This is a genomic window from Curtobacterium ammoniigenes NBRC 101786, assembly GCF_001571045.1.
Classification (GTDB): Bacteria; Actinomycetota; Actinomycetes; order Actinomycetales; family Microbacteriaceae; genus Curtobacterium; species Curtobacterium ammoniigenes.
On record NZ_BCSV01000001.1, the window covers coordinates 216,918 to 230,731 of the forward strand.

10 protein-coding genes are annotated in these 13,814 nt (G+C 63.7%); 5 read left to right on the top strand and 5 right to left on the bottom strand.

Annotated features, from left to right (window positions below; translation table 11 throughout):
* The first annotated feature begins 39 nt into the window (after positions 1–39).
* Positions 40–795 carry an FkbM family methyltransferase gene (locus tag CAM01S_RS14220; protein WP_083527605.1) on the top strand — a complete coding sequence of 252 codons (756 nt, stop codon included), beginning with the start codon at positions 40–42 and terminating at the stop codon, positions 793–795.
* A gap of 17 nt (positions 796–812) precedes the next feature.
* On the opposite strand, the gene CAM01S_RS00980 is transcribed toward CAM01S_RS14220, so the two are convergent.
* A complete protein-coding gene (locus tag CAM01S_RS00980; protein WP_066514893.1) occupies positions 813–2,090 on the bottom strand; it encodes a glycosyltransferase 87 family protein in 1,278 nt (425 codons plus the stop codon).
* A 111-nt stretch (positions 2,091–2,201) separates the two neighbouring features.
* Positions 2,202–3,956, bottom strand: a complete 1,755-nt coding sequence (locus tag CAM01S_RS14225) for an ArnT family glycosyltransferase (protein ID WP_083527606.1) — start codon at positions 3,954–3,956, stop codon at positions 2,202–2,204.
* 152 nt (positions 3,957–4,108) lie between these two features.
* Here CAM01S_RS14225 and CAM01S_RS00995 point away from each other — a divergent pair, with 152 nt between their 5' ends.
* Together CAM01S_RS00995 and CAM01S_RS01000 are read left to right on the top strand one after the other, a co-directional pair.
* Positions 4,109–5,074, top strand: a complete 966-nt coding sequence (locus tag CAM01S_RS00995; protein WP_066514903.1) for an NAD-dependent epimerase/dehydratase family protein — start codon at positions 4,109–4,111, stop codon at positions 5,072–5,074.
* Positions 5,071–7,116: a glycosyltransferase family 4 protein gene (locus CAM01S_RS01000; RefSeq protein ID WP_066514906.1), complete on the top strand. Its 2,046-nt coding sequence runs from the start codon at positions 5,071–5,073 to the stop codon at positions 7,114–7,116. Before CAM01S_RS00995 ends, CAM01S_RS01000 begins: the two co-directional genes overlap by 4 nt.
* Positions 7,117–7,132: 16 nt before the next feature.
* On the opposite strand, the gene CAM01S_RS01005 is transcribed toward CAM01S_RS01000, so the two are convergent.
* From CAM01S_RS01005 to CAM01S_RS01015, 3 genes are all read right to left on the bottom strand, one after another.
* The gene (locus tag CAM01S_RS01005) at positions 7,133–8,416 is read right to left on the bottom strand and encodes an ABC transporter ATP-binding protein (protein WP_066514909.1); all 1,284 of its coding nucleotides are present in this window, start codon (positions 8,414–8,416) and stop codon (positions 7,133–7,135) included.
* Between the two features lie 105 nt (positions 8,417–8,521).
* A complete protein-coding gene (gene arfA / locus CAM01S_RS01010; protein WP_066514911.1) occupies positions 8,522–10,063 on the bottom strand; it encodes an arabinosylfuranosidase ArfA in 1,542 nt (513 codons plus the stop codon).
* 100 nt (positions 10,064–10,163) lie between these two features.
* Positions 10,164–11,177 (bottom strand): LacI family DNA-binding transcriptional regulator, encoded by a 1,014-nt coding sequence (locus CAM01S_RS01015; RefSeq protein WP_066514913.1) that lies wholly within the window; start codon positions 11,175–11,177, stop codon positions 10,164–10,166.
* A 304-nt stretch (positions 11,178–11,481) separates the two neighbouring features.
* On the opposite strand from CAM01S_RS01015, the gene CAM01S_RS01020 reads away from it, so the two are divergent.
* Together CAM01S_RS01020 and CAM01S_RS01025 are read left to right on the top strand one after the other, a co-directional pair.
* Positions 11,482–12,822 carry an extracellular solute-binding protein gene (locus CAM01S_RS01020; RefSeq protein ID WP_217999701.1) on the top strand — a complete coding sequence of 447 codons (1,341 nt, stop codon included), beginning with the start codon at positions 11,482–11,484 and terminating at the stop codon, positions 12,820–12,822.
* Between the two features lie 34 nt (positions 12,823–12,856).
* A complete protein-coding gene (locus CAM01S_RS01025; RefSeq protein WP_245631494.1) occupies positions 12,857–13,813 on the top strand; it encodes a carbohydrate ABC transporter permease in 957 nt (318 codons plus the stop codon).
* Position 13,814 lies beyond the last annotated feature (1 nt).

The following is a 13,814-nucleotide window of genomic DNA, read 5'->3' on the forward strand; positions in this document are numbered from 1 at the left end:
CTTGCCTGATAGCACTATCGTGGGGGCGAGAGGGGCACCATGAACGCGAGCGACGAACTTGATCGACTGTGGGCAATGCCACACGGCCAGCCGACTTCGACAGAGCTTCTTGGGTGGGAGATGCGGATAGCTGACGGACCCTCGTTCGTGTCGCAATATCGTGAAATCTTCGTATCCGAGGCCTACAGCTTTCCGTCTTCCTCCGATTCCCCCACCATCGTGGATGGTGGCGCAAACGTCGGCATGGCATCTTTATGGTGGCTCGCCCGCTGGCCTAACGCTCGAATCGTCGCTTTCGAGCCTGACCCCTCGATTTTCTCGATCCTCGGATTCAACCTGCGTCATCACCCGTCCGATCGCGTCGAACTGAGGCGCGCGGCTCTGAGCACGGAGCGACTAGGTGGGCGATTCGTGCCGGACGGTGCGGATGGTGGGCGTCTCACAGCCTCGTCCGTGAACCGGGGGTCAGCGGAACTCAGTGTTCCGACGCAATCCTTGCAAGAACTCCTGAGAAATCTGGAGCATGTCGATCTCCTCAAGCTTGATATTGAAGGTGCCGAGACTGACGTGCTGCAAGAGTCCGCATCGGAGCTGGCTCGTGTGGAACGACTTTTCGTTGAATATCATTCGTTTGCTGGCGTCCCTCAGCAACTGCCTGATCTGATAGGCCTCCTTCGCGATAACGGTCTCAGGATCTATATCGAGTCACCGATGGCATCGATTCGGCCGTTCGAGACCGTCCCGAAATCGGAATCGGCGGACCTGCAACTGAATATCTGGGCCTATCGTGAATAGGCTTCACTCGTGAGCGACTAGAGCAGCGTTGAATCACTGATTGGTTCGGTCGCCCGCCGGTCCACGATTCGGGTCCGGTGAAGGAGTTGACTCTTCCAGAGCGGCAAAGTCTCCAAAGTTATCTGTCGCGCAGCTTCGACGAGCGCGGCCACCAACACGACGTTTCGAGCGACCAGGAAATACGCCGCTTGACTGCCATTGGATATCAGGCCTCCCCATACGCCGAGCAGCGCCGTCGTGAGTGCGACGGAGGCAACCAAAAATAGGACCGATAGTCGTAACGCGCTCGTGCGTTTCGTCATGACAACCGCAGCGACCCCGAGGAGCCAGATGAAGTATTGCGGGCTGAGTACGGGGCTGAGCACGACGAAGGCGAGGACTGCGACGTACGTAAGCTCTATTCCGAGCTGAACCCTTTGACGATCGGCAAGACTCGATCTGATGATAACCAACCAGGCCGCAGCGATGGCAACGGCAATCGCGATCATCAGGATATGGAGAACGACGGCGAGAGCGTCTGCCTTCTCACTTGTGAGCTCGAGGCTGCCGTTCCTGGGAGCCCAGACGACGGGTTTCCCCGCGACCGCCTGCAGCACGTACCAGGGAGTTGCTCCTACGGCCTCGATTTCCAAGCCTCTGCCGCTTTGATTGGAGACGAACGACAATGCGTGCCCGAAGAGGATCTCGACGACAATCAGTGAAGCGCAGCACACGAACGCGGCGGCAGCCGTGCCCCAGGCGATGCTGCGGCGTCGAGTGAGGCTGAAGATCGCCACGACGGGCCAAACCTTGATTGCGGCTCCGATACCTACCGCGACTCCAACCCAGCCGCCGTGCCGCCGTGACTTGGCGAGGACTAATGCAGCCACTGCGGCCGCGGTGGGGACCACGTCAAACCGAAGCAGCGGCAACGTGAGCAGGAGCGGAAATCCAGCGATCCACACCCAGATGCCCAGCCCGGGTTGTTTCAACTCGGCGACAAGCAACAGGATAAAAATGAGGGCGTCGCACATGGCGAACAAGAGCAGGTAGACCACAGAGTGCGGCACGGGAAACGCGCCGGGTAGCAAGAAGACGAAGACCGCTCCCGGCGGGTACTGCCAGGCAGAGCCGCTCGGAAGCACGTGTTGCGAGTTGAGCAGGTTCGTCCACGAGCCGAAAAGATTCACATCCTGAAAATCGACATGCGTGCCTTGTTGGATGTTGAGCTGCAAGTAGACCCACGCTCGAGTGGCGAGCCAGACGACGGCAAGCACGCTGGAGCGACGGAGGTGGCCCAGGCGATTTTGAATCATTACTTTCGAAGCATACTGCAGCGGCTGTTTCGGGCGAATTCTCGCTGCTCCTTGGTGTCGAACTGCCGAACTAGCGGTCGCACTAGAGTGTCCTGCTTGTCGACGGAGCGGTTACGAACACGCTCGGTTGCTCAGACGCCAAATGACAACCGTTCGTCCGTCCGGACCCGATACCTGAGCGAGGTACCTGAACCCGAGCGATTGCGCTGCGCGTATGAGATTGGCGGTGTTCGGGAGGGGGGTGAACTCGTTCGTCGAACCCTCTGACGTCAACAGCTCGCAGGAGCCCGCCGCGTCTCCGCGCGTGAGCCAGTGCTTGTATGAGGCTTCCGACGGCCCCTCGAGGAGCGGGTCTATCTGCGCCAACGGGCTGCCGTAATGGAGGCGCTTCTCGAGCGCCACTTGTACGGTGTTGACGTTGACGAAGTAGTCCCGGAATCCGAATGCCGCGCGGACAGGGCCCGGCTCCTTCTGCAGTATCGTGGCGATCTCGTTCGTCTCGTTCAGCCACGCCAATCCGGACCCGGCCGGGTCGCGCAAGTCCTGATTGTGCGGGTAGGCAGGATTGCCTTGCACCCCTCCGGTGAGCACAACGGGCTCTATCGCAGGCAGAGCGAGGGTGGTTGTCGTAGAAAGCGGTGCGCCGGCGACGAAGGCGGGCATGATCAAAAGAAGTGCGACGCCCAAAACCGTCGCGGACCCCACGCCGCCGATAGTTCGGATAGCAGTGGCCGCGCGGGAGCTGGCCTCCGATCGCGCAACTCGAACAAACGACACCCAACCGGCCACGCCAAGAGCGAGCGCCGCCGGTTCCAGTGGAAGAGCGAATCCAAGGCCAGCATTCGGACTGCTCGCAAGCGCTGCGGAGCCGCCTAGAACGAGCGCAATTGCTGGAAAGTGTGCGGATTCAAGAAGAGTCAATACTCTCGAACGTTCAAAGCGACGTAGAGGTGTCAGCCAAACAATTGTGCCGGCGATGAGGCCGAGCGCGACGAACAGCAATAGAGGTGCGTGAAAGTCGCTCGCATAATCATTAATCCAGGAGACGGCAGATAATCCAGAACGCTTATATTCGCCGCTTTGCTTCCCGTAACCGAAGTTGAATAAATATTCGAAGACCATTGTGCCACTGCCGGCGAGCCATATTGCAGCAACAACGAGGGCGGTTACGCCTCCGATCACGAGGTTCCGTAAGCGTTGTCGACGTTGGTCTCTGCCAAGAGTCGCCTGGATTGCAAACGCGATGGCAAGAAACGGCACGAACGAGACCGTCATGGTCCGGGTGAGTGGCATGAGCCCGAGGAGAATGCCCGTCGCGACCGACCAGCCAATCGAGCGTCCCTGCCTGCTGCGTGCGATCGTAATCAATGTGAGCGTCGTAACAGTTGCGGCAGGCGCGGCGAAAATGAACGTTCTCGAAAGCTCGATGAAGCCCGGGGAGACGGCCAAAAGGGCCGCCGCGAACAGCCCGGCCGCGGTGGAGGTGATTCGACGTGAATAAAAGAAAAGCGCGATGATGAGGATTGCCGAAGAGCCAAGAATGACTCCGAATGCGCCGATGAAGTTCGTGCCGGTCACAATGAAACTCAACGATGCGAGTGCGGTCACGACCGGGCTTTGAATGCTTGGCGCAAGGACGGCCTGAACCCAACCGGACAGACCGTCGCGCATCAACGAGTAATAGTCGTTCAGTGCGAGTCCGAAATAGCCCCACTCATCGATGTTCCGCGGTTGGCCGACCCGGTGGTCGAGGAGCCATACGGCATTGAGTGCAACCCAAGCAAGGACGCCGAGCGCGAGGACGCCGTAGACGACGAGTTCGGCGCGTCTCGGGCGTGAGGTGGCGAGAGTCGGCGATTGTGACATATGTTGTGTTCGATCGGCGTCTGTTCCTAGTTCTTGCACAGGTGACCGTCCGATCGATGCGTCTGGTTGATTGAGGGGGTTACGCGGTGGTTGATGGACTCGGGGTAGGAGTGGCTCCCGCGGTCTCGGCACCGCACGCGCTTCCGAGACCGATGGATCACGGGGCTCCCGGTTCTGCGCTTGTCCTCGGCGGTGCCGGCTTCATCGGGTCTGCCGTTGTCCGTGACCTCGTCGCAAGCCGATGGAAGGTTACCGTGCTCTCGCGGACCGTCGCGCCGGAGGCCGAGTGGCTAGACAGCGTGCGCTTCGTCCACGGCGATGCCTCGGACGCATCTGCCTACCCGACTTTGCTCGACGGGATCACGCACGTGGTCTTCGCGCTGACCGGTCTCCTCCCGCAACAGTCGAACAGTGCGCCACTCGCCGACGTTGCTCATTCCTTGACCCCGCTGCTGCACCTGCTCGACGAACTGCGGAGTCGACCAACAATCCGCCTCGTGTTCTTGTCTTCTGGTGGAACCGTCTACGGCAACCCGCGCACACTGCCGGTGCTTGAGGACCACCCGACCAACCCGCTCTCGTCCTACGGCATTCTCAAACTCACCGCCGAGAAGTACATCGGCATGTACACCGAACTGTACGGCGTGGACGCGCGGGTCCTGCGAATCGCGAACGCCTACGGCCCGAGTCAACGAACAGGGCGTGGTCAGGGCGTTATCGGGGAGTTCGCTCGAGCCGTGGCGAACGGCGAGCCGCTCACCATATTCGGCGACGGTCTGTCAGTGCGCGACTACATCTACATCGACGATGTCGCTCGCGCGGTGACGTCGGCGATGCGGACCGGCGGCCCCCAGATCATGAATGTCGGCACCGGGGTCGGTACCTCCCTCTTGCAATTGCACCAACTGTTCGAAGATGTACTCGGTCGGTCGCTCGAGCTCCGTGCGCTGCCATCGCGCGGATTCGACGTTGCGTCGATCGTGCTCGACAGCGCAGCGTTGCATGCCTTGACAGGCCAACCGCCGACCGACCTGCGAACGGGTTTGACATGGACCCTTCGCGCACAAGCGCGAGCTGCGCAGGACTCGGCCGCGGCCGTCGAGATCGCTGCCGGATGACGCTCGAACGGTTGGGGTCGGGCCTGCGGCGCGCGCTCCGCGGCGGTCTCGCGGCACTATCGACGAGAACCACCGAATCCGCGGTACACGTCGGGATTCTCGACATGTCCGAGGAGATCGAGAGCATTCAGTTCACCGGCTGGGCTGAGAACCACAGTTCGGCCGTCGAGACAATCGTTCTGCGGGCCGAGGGCAAGCCGATCGCCGTCGCGGAGACCGGTCTGAGCACACCCAGCGTCGCTGCGAGTTCTGGGCTCACAACGCGCTCGGACTCGGGATGGAAGGCGCGGGTTCCGCGCTCGGTTCTCGGACCCGGGACGCATTCGATTTCGGTGCAGGCGGTTCTGCCCGGACGAGGCGTCGAAACAGTAGGCCCGGTTGAGGTCGAGATCGTTTCCGGCCCCTCGTTGGGGTTCATCGATCTTCCGCGGAACGGTGAGACGGTCGCCGGCAGTGTTGTGACCGTGCGCGGTTGGTTCCGCGCGACGAAAGGCTTCGATCGCGTCGACCTTTATCTCGGCGACGCGTTCGCCGGTCGGGCCCGCATTCTCGCGAATCCACGTCCCGATCTCGCGGAGGTTATTCCTGACGTCGATGCGGGCATCTGTGGCTTTGAGGCATGGCTCGACGCGAAGGACTTGGACGGCGAGCTTGTGGTGCGGGCCGAGGCGGTCGGTCCCGGTATCAGGGTGCGATTCGCAGAGACTCGATTCACGTTGGAGGCTGCACCCACCAGGGACGAACTTGAGCCGGGGGAACTGGAGCGTATCGACGTCCTCGCACACCGTGCTGTGGCTGCGTTCGGCCGCGCGGCGTCGCCAATCGAGCATTCGGAGCGTGAGGTCCTCGTCACGACGCATCATCTCGGAATCGGCGGCGGCCAACTGTGGCTGCACGAATTGATGCTCCGGATGTTGGAGCAGCCCGGCATCCGCTTCCGTGTGTTGAGCTCGGATGATGGGTCGCTCCGGGACGAGTTGGAAGCGCTGGGCGTGGAAGTCCAGGTCGTCGGGTATCCACCCACTTCCGGTTCTCAATATGAGCAATGGCTCCGGGGCATCGCGGGCGTGCTGGCTGACCGCCCGGTCGACATCGTCCTCTCGAACACGGCAGGTTCATTCTGGGGTGTCGACGCTGCCGACCGACTAGGCGTCCCGTCTGTCTGGGCCATCCATGAGAGCTTTTCGCCCGAACTCTTCATGGAAGTTGGTCTCGCGCCAAGGACCGATGCGCATGTGCGATCGCGATTCATGCACGCATTCGAGACTGCATCCGCAGTGGTCTTCGAAGCGGATTCGACGCTCGAGCTTTTCGATGAAGTGGTACGGCCGGGGCACGGCGTGCGCGTGGACTACGGTGTGGATCTCGCGGCTGTGGAGACAGCGAGATCATCCGCAGATGCCGAGCGGGCTCGTCGTACGGCTCGTATCTCGCCGAAGTCCTCCGTCCTGCTGTGCGTCGGCACGTACGAAGCGAGGAAAGCCCAGGCCCTCCTCACGGTTGCCTTCTCGCGGCTTGCGCCGGACTATCCGAACGCTGTTCTCGCCTTGGTCGGATACAACGGGACACCGTATGCGGAAGAAGTCGTCGAGCTTGTGCGCCAATTAGACGTGCAAGAGAGCGTTGTATGCGTTCCGACGACCCCCGATATCTACGACTGGTACGCCTTAGCTGACGCATTCGTCCTCGCTTCGGACGTTGAGTCACTGCCCCGCTCGATGATCGAAGCGATGGCATTCGGCCTTCCGATCATCGGGACCGATGTGTTCGGCGTCGGGGAACTCGTCCACGATCGCGAGACCGGCATGTTGTTCGCGCCCTCGTCGCTCGCAGACGCAGAGCGGGCTTTGCGGCGGTTCCTCGACCTGGGGGCGGTCGAACGGCAGGAGATGGGCGACCGAGCGCAGGCCGTGGCTGAACTGACCCGCTCCTCGAAGGGCTATGCCACGACGTTCCGCGCGTTGATCGATGCACTCGTTGATGACCCGACGGTCGTCCCGTCCGACATCGTCGTGGACGGTGGAGTGCGAGCGCTTCTCTGATCTGCGGGCGAGACCGTCACTCGGAAGTCTCGGCGAAGGCGGGCACGCTCAGTTCGGAGTCGGGCTCGCCGAGCAGCGTCGCGGTCGCAGCAAAGCGGTGCGAGCCGAGGTACCGCCACTCATCCTCGAGAGCGAAGGTCGCTGCGTCGCGCTGAATGGCAAGGTGCTCGCCGCGCTCATCCGACAGGAATGCGTGGACGAAGTGCTTCCCGTTCCCGAGAACGACCTTCGGAACGATGAATTGCACAGTCGCCGTGGTATCGAGCGGTGGGAGGGTGCTCCCGAGCCGGAGAGTGTCTGTGCCGTAGACGAGGTTTCCGACAGAATTTTCGATCAGAAACCCGCAGTTCCAGCGGTCGAGCCGAGTTTCGTTGGCGACCGAGACCGTAACCTCAATGGTCGCCCCCGGAGCGAGCAGGCCTGTGATCGGGGCGCCGCCGGACGTGAGACTTACTGCAGTCACCTCGCCCGGCGTTGGATTCTCTTCGGGAGCGGCGGCCTCAGCTTCAGCGACTCGGCGACCCTCCAAGATGTCCCGGAAGTTTTGCACGGCATCACGTGCGCTGCCGTAGAACTTGACTTCGCCGTCGCTCAACACCAGCGCCGTGTCACAGAGATCTTGGACCTGCCCAAGAGCATGCGAGACAAGAATGATCGTTCGTCCCTGCTGCTGGAATTCTCGGATCTTGTCGAGGCATTTCTTCTGGAACTGCTCGTCACCGACCGCGAGAACCTCGTCGACGAGCAAGATGTCTGGGTCGGTGTTGATTGCAACCGCGAAGGCAAGCCGCACGTACATCCCTGAGGAATAGAACTTGACCTGCGTGTCGATGAAGTCGCCGATACCGGAGAACTGCAGAATCGCGTCGAATCGTCGCTCGACTTCTTCCCGGGGAATCCCGAGGACCGCCGCGTTGAGGAAGACGTTCTCGCGCCCCGTCAGATCCGGGTGCATGCCAGCGCCGAGTTCGATGAGCGCGGCGAGACGCCCTCTCCGCCGCACGGTGCCCGTCGTCGGCTCGAGGATGCCGCCAAGGATCTTGAGCAGCGTCGACTTGCCCGAGCCATTCGGCCCGAGGAGGCCCACAGTTGAACCAGCGGATATGTCAATACTGACGCCGCGCAGGGCCCAGAAGTCTTCGCTATGGCGTCGGCCAGCGCGCCCCAGTGTGACGACGCGTTCCTTGAGCGAGTTGTCCTTCCGGATCGTGAAGCGCTTCTCGACGTCGCGCACACTCACAACGACCGGGGCGGTTCCGTCTGAGTCCAACGCCGGTTGTCCCTCGCTCTGCCCCTGCACATCAGCGACCGTAACACGTGCAATGTCGCCGATTGTTCGCTCCTGAGAACGACGACGGCCCCCGCGCATTCCGCGCGAGGGCCGCCACCGTGAGTGCGCCGGAGCCTAGGCCTCGGTCACCTCGAGCTCCACGGCTGCCCAGGAGAGCGCGGGCATGGTGACGCGGACGAGGCCGTCCTGTACGGCGACCCGGTCGAGCTTGGTTGGCGCGACGGCGTTCTGATCCTGCTCGGTGTTGACCGAGTTCCGGTTGCCGCCCTCGGGGATCGTGAGGACCTCGGCTCGCGAGATCGACTTCGCGGTGAAGCCGTTTAGTGTGACGGTGACATCTGCGTCGTCGTCCAGCCCGCGGTTGGCGAGGAACACGGCGACGCGGCCCCGCTCGGCGTCGTACGTGACCGACGCGTCCACGACATCGGCGTCGCCGTACTGCGCGGACTCGAACCGGTCGCCGGTCGTCGCGGTGCGCAGGATCTGGCCCTTCGCCAGCTCGGCGACACGGGCGAACGGCCAGTAGATCGTCTGCCGCCACGCTGGCCCGTTCTCCTCGGCTCGGATCGGCGCAATGACGTTGACGAGCTGTGCCTGATTCGCGATCGTGACGCGGTCACCGTGACGAAGCAGCGAGTTGAGATAGGTGCCGACGACGATCGCGTCGGTCACGTTGTACGTGTCCTCGATGAGTCGAGGGTGCTCCCGCCACTGCGCCTTCTGCTCGATGACGTGCAGCTGGTCGTCGGCGTCGCCGCGCTGCTGGTACCAGACGTTCCACTCGTCGAACGACAGGTTGACCTGCTTCGACGACGACTTCTTCGCCTTGACGGCGTCGACCGTGGCAATGACGGACTCGATGAAGTAGTCCATGTCGTTCGCGCTCGCGAGGAACGACCGGACATCGCCGTCGTGCTCCTGGTAGTAGGCGTGCAGCGAGATGTAGTCGACGACGTCATACGCGTGCGAGAGCACGGTGTACTCCCACTGACCGAACGTCGGCATGTGCGCGTTCGAGGAGCCGACCGCGATGAGCTCGATCGACGGATCCACGAGACGCATGGCCTTGCCGGCCTCCTGGGCGAGACGGCCGTATTCCTCGGCGGTCTTGTGGCCGATCTGCCACTCGCCGTCGAGTTCGTTGCCGAGATTCCAGACCTTGATGCCGAACGGATCCTTCGCGCCATTCGCGATCCGCTTATCCGACCAGGCCGTGCCGCCCGGGTGGTTCGCGTATTCGACGATCGCGCGAGCCTCCTCGACGCCCGCGGTGCCGAGGTTGATCGCCTCCTGCATCTCCACGCCGGCCTCGTTCGCCCAACCGGCGAACTCGTGCAGGCCGAACGCGTTCGTCTCGATGGTGTGCCAAGCGCCGTCGATACGACGGGGGCGCTGATCCACCGGGCCGATGCCGTCCTCCCAGCGGTAGCCGGAGACGAAGTTGCCGCCCGGATAGCGGACGATGCTCACGCCCATCTCACGTGTGAGGTCGAGCACATCCCGTCGATAGCCGTGCTCGTCCGCCTGGGGGTGGCCGGGCTCGTAGATGCCGGTGTAGACGCACCGGCCCATGTGCTCGACGAACGATCCGAACAGGCGCCGGGGGACCGGCCCGATCGTGAACTCGCGGTCGACGGTAATCCGAGCGGTGGGCATGAAAGCACTCCTTCGTGTCGAGACAGGCGAGCGCATTCTTACATCGTTGTAACGGACCGTGCAACCAGCGGCTTCGCTGAACGGCTCGGGCGCATGCGGGTCAAGTCCGATCGGCAACGCTCTCGCGCTCGATGATCGTGTGCGGAATCACCGCGACGGTGGGAGGCGCGTCCCGCGTCTCGATACGCCGCTCCAGTGCGGTGAGTGCCGCGTCAGCGACCGCCCACTTGTCGAACCGGACCGTCGTGAGTGCTGGCACGGTGTACGCGGCTTCGGCAATGTCGTCGAAACCGACGACCGACATGTCCTCGGGAATGCGGATGCCGTGCGCGACGAGCGTGTGGATGACGCCGATCGCCATCGTGTCCGTGAAACAGAAGACGGCGTCGGGAACCTCCCGGGCCTCCGAGAGGAACCGGTCGAACTCGACGGCGGCGCACTCGGCGGTCCAGCGCCGGCAGATCACCCGCAGCGCGGGGTCGGGGGCGATGCCCGCGGCCGCGAGCGCCTGCTGGTAACCGTCCTCGCGCAGGAAGCTGGTCGCCGACTGGAACGCGTCGCTCGAGGCGCCGACGATCGCGATGCGTCGGTGGCCCCGCTTGAGGAGGTACGCGGTCATGTCGCGCGCAGCGCTGAGGCTGTCGACGTGGACCTGGTCGATGCCGGAGGGCTCGACCTCGCCGATGACGACCGTCGGAGGCAGTTCCACGTCTTCGGCGACGGCGCTGCCAAGCAGCATGGTCGGGTTCAGCACCAGCCCGTCGACGAGGTGCGTGCGCGCGCGCGAGACGAGCTCCCGCTCCCGAAGCGGGTCGTTGCCGCTCTGCTCGAGCTGCACCGCCCAGCCGCGCTCATGCGCGAGCTCGACGAACCAGCGAGCGAGCTCCGCCGAGTAGGGCGTGCTGAGGTCCGGCAACGCGAGCGCGATGTTGCCGGAGCGGCCGTTGCGGAGGCCCCGCGCAGACATGTTCGGCACATAGTCGAGCTCCGCAAGAGCCGCTTCGACCCGCTGTCGCGTTTCGGGGCGGACCGGGATGACGCCGTTGATCACGTTCGAGACGGTCTTCGGCGAGACCCCGGCGAGGGTCGCGACGTCCCGGACCGTTGCGCGCATGCAGGTGAGCCTAATGCCCGCCCTTCGCGGTGATGCCGTCGACTCGTCCCGACGCGGAGGCCGACTGCAGGCCGACTGCAGGCCGCTCCGCTCCCGGCCTTCCCGCCTCCGGCGCACGGCCCGTCCGCTTCGCGCACCACGGCGACACGCCTGCGACTCGGGGGTGTTGCGGACCGATTCCAACGATGTAAGGTCTCGCTCAACGAGGACCGACCTGCCAGTCAGAGGGTCCTTCCGGGTGCGATACCCGGGCACCACCAGCGGCGCCGCGACGATGCGCGCCGAACCGACGAGGAGGTCGAGGATGGCGACGGGACCACGAGTGACACGACGCGGACTGCTCACCGCGGGCTTGGCGGGGCTGGCATTGCCGGCCCTCGCCGGCTGTTCGAGCACGATCGGGGCAGGGCTGGTGGGAGCGCCGCTCAACCCCAGCACGCTGATCTACTGGAACCTGTTCGGCGGCGGCGACGGCACGCGCATGCAGGCCATGGAGGCCGGGTACCAAAAGACCCACGGCGGCCCATCCTCGCTGCAGTCGACGACGTTCGCCTGGGGCAACCCGTACTACTCGAAGCTCACCCTGGCCACCGTCGGCAACAAGCCGCCGGACGTCGCGATCGCCCACCTCACGCGCGCGAAGCCCCTCGCCGACGGCAACATCGTCGAAGAGATCACCGACGCCGATCTCGCATCCGTCGGACTGAGCGCATCGGACTTCAACCCGAAAGCCTGGGCGCAGCAGCGGACCAACGGCAAGAACATCGCGATCCCGCTCGACACGCACCCGGTCGTCATGTTCTACAACAGCGACGTCTGTCAGAAGGCCGGGCTGCTCGACTCGAACGGCAAGCTCAAGCCCATCACCGGGATGGCGGAATTCGAGGCGGCACTGAAGGCGGTCAGCAAAGTCACCGGCGGCGTCGCGATGACGAGCGCGAACGTCAGCGAGACCGCAACCCCATGGCGGCTGTTCTGGACGCTGTACAACCAGCACAACAACGCCTCGCCGTTCCTGTCCGACAACGGGTCGAGGCTCACCGTCGACGAGAGCATCGCGAACGACGTTCTCACGACGATGCAGCGCTGGGTGACGAACGGTTGGCTCAACTCGGGCCTGAACTACGCCGACGCCGAGGCGCAGATGTTCGTCGGCAAAGCCGGCTTCTACATCGAGGGCGAGTGGGAGCTCACCACAGCTGAGGGCATCAAGGGCCTGAAGTTCGGCATGGTGCCGATCCCCACCCTGTTCGACAAGCCCGCCGCCCAAGCGGACTCGCACACGTTCGTCCTGCCGCGGAAGAACCGCACGCCGGAGGAGCGCAAGCAGGCCATGGGCTTCATCAAGTCGATGCTCGACCAGAGCATGACCTGGGCCGCCGGCGGACACATCCCCGCCTACCTGCCGATCGAGCAGAGCGCGGCCTACAAGAAGCTGGAGCCGCAGGCCGACTACGCGGAGGCCGCGAAAGTCGCCGTCTACGACGATCCTGCCTGGTACGGGGGGTCCGGTTCGACCTTCGAGAACATCGTGGGCGCGCAGATCGCGCTCGTCCAGCAGAAGTCGCTCTCACCGCAGGGCGCGATGCAGGCCATCAAGAGTCAGCTCTCCATCTACCTGAACACCCCGAGTCCGCTCGCGTAGCGGGCAGCCGACACGATCCCGGAGGTACAACGACGTGACCGCCGCACCACTGCCAGCGCCCGCGCTGCGCCGCAATGCCCGAGCGCCGAAGCGCTCGCTCCACCTCTCGCCGATGAGCCGAGGTGACGCCCGATCCGGATGGATGTTCTTGGCGCCGTTCGGCGTGTTCTATCTGCTCTTCCTGATCGGTCCGACGATCTTCATGATCGTCACGAGCTTCTTCAACGCGTCGACCGTGCGAACCGGCCTCGGCACGTTCGCGGGATTCGCGAACTATGCGGAGATGCTGTCCCGGCCGGACTTTTGGAGCGCCATGTGGCACACGCTCCAGTTCACGATCTACACGACCCCGCCGCTCGTGATCCTCGCGTTCGTCTTCGCGGTGCTCACGAACCGTGTTCGGCACGGACAGTGGTTCTATCGGCTCGCGTTCTTCTTGCCGTTCATTCTGCCGTCGGCGACGATCTCCCTGATCTGGGTGTTCATCTTCACGCCGCAGACCGGGCTCTGGTCGCTCGTCGAGAGCTGGATCGGGATGACGCCCGGCGCCGGGATCCTCGCGAGTCCGAAGACGGCGATGATCGGTATCGCCATCGCAACGCTCTGGTGGACCCTCGGATTCAACTACGTCCTCTATCTCGCCGGCTTGCAGGAGATTCCTCGAGAGCTCTATGAGGCCGCCGCGGTCGACGGTGCCACCGCCTGGAATCAGATCCGCTACATCACCCTGCCGATGCTCAGCCGCACGACGACGCTCGTGATCCTGCTGCAGATCATCGCGAGCTTGAAGATCTTCGACCAGGTGTACCTGATGACGAACGGAGGCCCGGGTATCTCCACGCAGGTCATGCTCGGCCTGGTCACGAGCACCGGCTTCACCGACAACCGACTCGGGGCCGCGAGCGCGGCCTCCGTGCTCCTCTTCATTGTGATCATCATCATCGCGGTCATCCGGCAGCTGTCGGACCGCCCGTCGCGGAAGGCGGCATGAC

Coding starts and splice junctions, on each gene's coding strand:
- CAM01S_RS14220 (WP_083527605.1), top strand. CDS start 40: ATGAACGCGAGCGACGAACTTGATCGACTGTGGGCAATGCCACACGGC.
- CAM01S_RS00980 (WP_066514893.1), bottom strand. CDS start 2,090: ATGATTCAAAATCGCCTGGGCCACCTCCGTCGCTCCAGCGTGCTTGCC.
- CAM01S_RS14225 (WP_083527606.1), bottom strand. CDS start 3,956: ATGTCACAATCGCCGACTCTCGCCACCTCACGCCCGAGACGCGCCGAA.
- CAM01S_RS00995 (WP_066514903.1), top strand. CDS start 4,109: ATGGATCACGGGGCTCCCGGTTCTGCGCTTGTCCTCGGCGGTGCCGGC.
- CAM01S_RS01000 (WP_066514906.1), top strand. CDS start 5,071: ATGACGCTCGAACGGTTGGGGTCGGGCCTGCGGCGCGCGCTCCGCGGC.
- arfA (WP_066514911.1), bottom strand. CDS start 10,063: ATGCCCACCGCTCGGATTACCGTCGACCGCGAGTTCACGATCGGGCCG.
- CAM01S_RS01015 (WP_066514913.1), bottom strand. CDS start 11,177: ATGCGCGCAACGGTCCGGGACGTCGCGACCCTCGCCGGGGTCTCGCCG.
- CAM01S_RS01020 (WP_217999701.1), top strand. CDS start 11,482: ATGGCGACGGGACCACGAGTGACACGACGCGGACTGCTCACCGCGGGC.